This is a genomic window from Pseudomonas sp. SIMBA_041 (genome assembly GCF_046535095.1).
GTDB classification, from domain to species: Bacteria; Pseudomonadota; Gammaproteobacteria; order Pseudomonadales; family Pseudomonadaceae; genus Aquipseudomonas; species Aquipseudomonas mucoides.
This window is the reverse complement of the sequence record NZ_JAWRXJ010000591.1, coordinates 1-255: the sequence shown is the minus strand read 5'-3', so window position 1 is coordinate 255 and position 255 is coordinate 1. Positions and strand designations below refer to the sequence as shown.

The 255-nt window shown below is 62.7% G+C and carries 1 pseudogene; it reads left to right on the top strand.

The window, feature by feature from the left end:
• Positions 1–48: 48 nt before the first annotated feature.
• Positions 49–255, top strand: a pseudogene (locus SB725_RS32490) (acyl-CoA dehydrogenase); the annotation flags it as partial.

The window sequence follows — 255 nt, the reverse complement described above, 5'->3', positions numbered from 1 at the left end:
CCGTCAATCGATCACCGCGCGCATGCGCAAACAGCTAGGGCTGGGCTGATGAGCATCATTCAGGACTTTGATCTGAACAACCTTGACCGCCTGTTGCGCGCCTTTACCGAACGGCCGCAGGCGCTCAACCTCGATACCCAGCTGCCAGCGCTGATCCAGGCGTTGCAGGCTGACCACCTTGACCTGCTGCCCTTGCCGGGCCAAGGCAACACCTTGCGGCGGTGGCAGAGCCTGGCACGCATCGCTGGCTGTGAC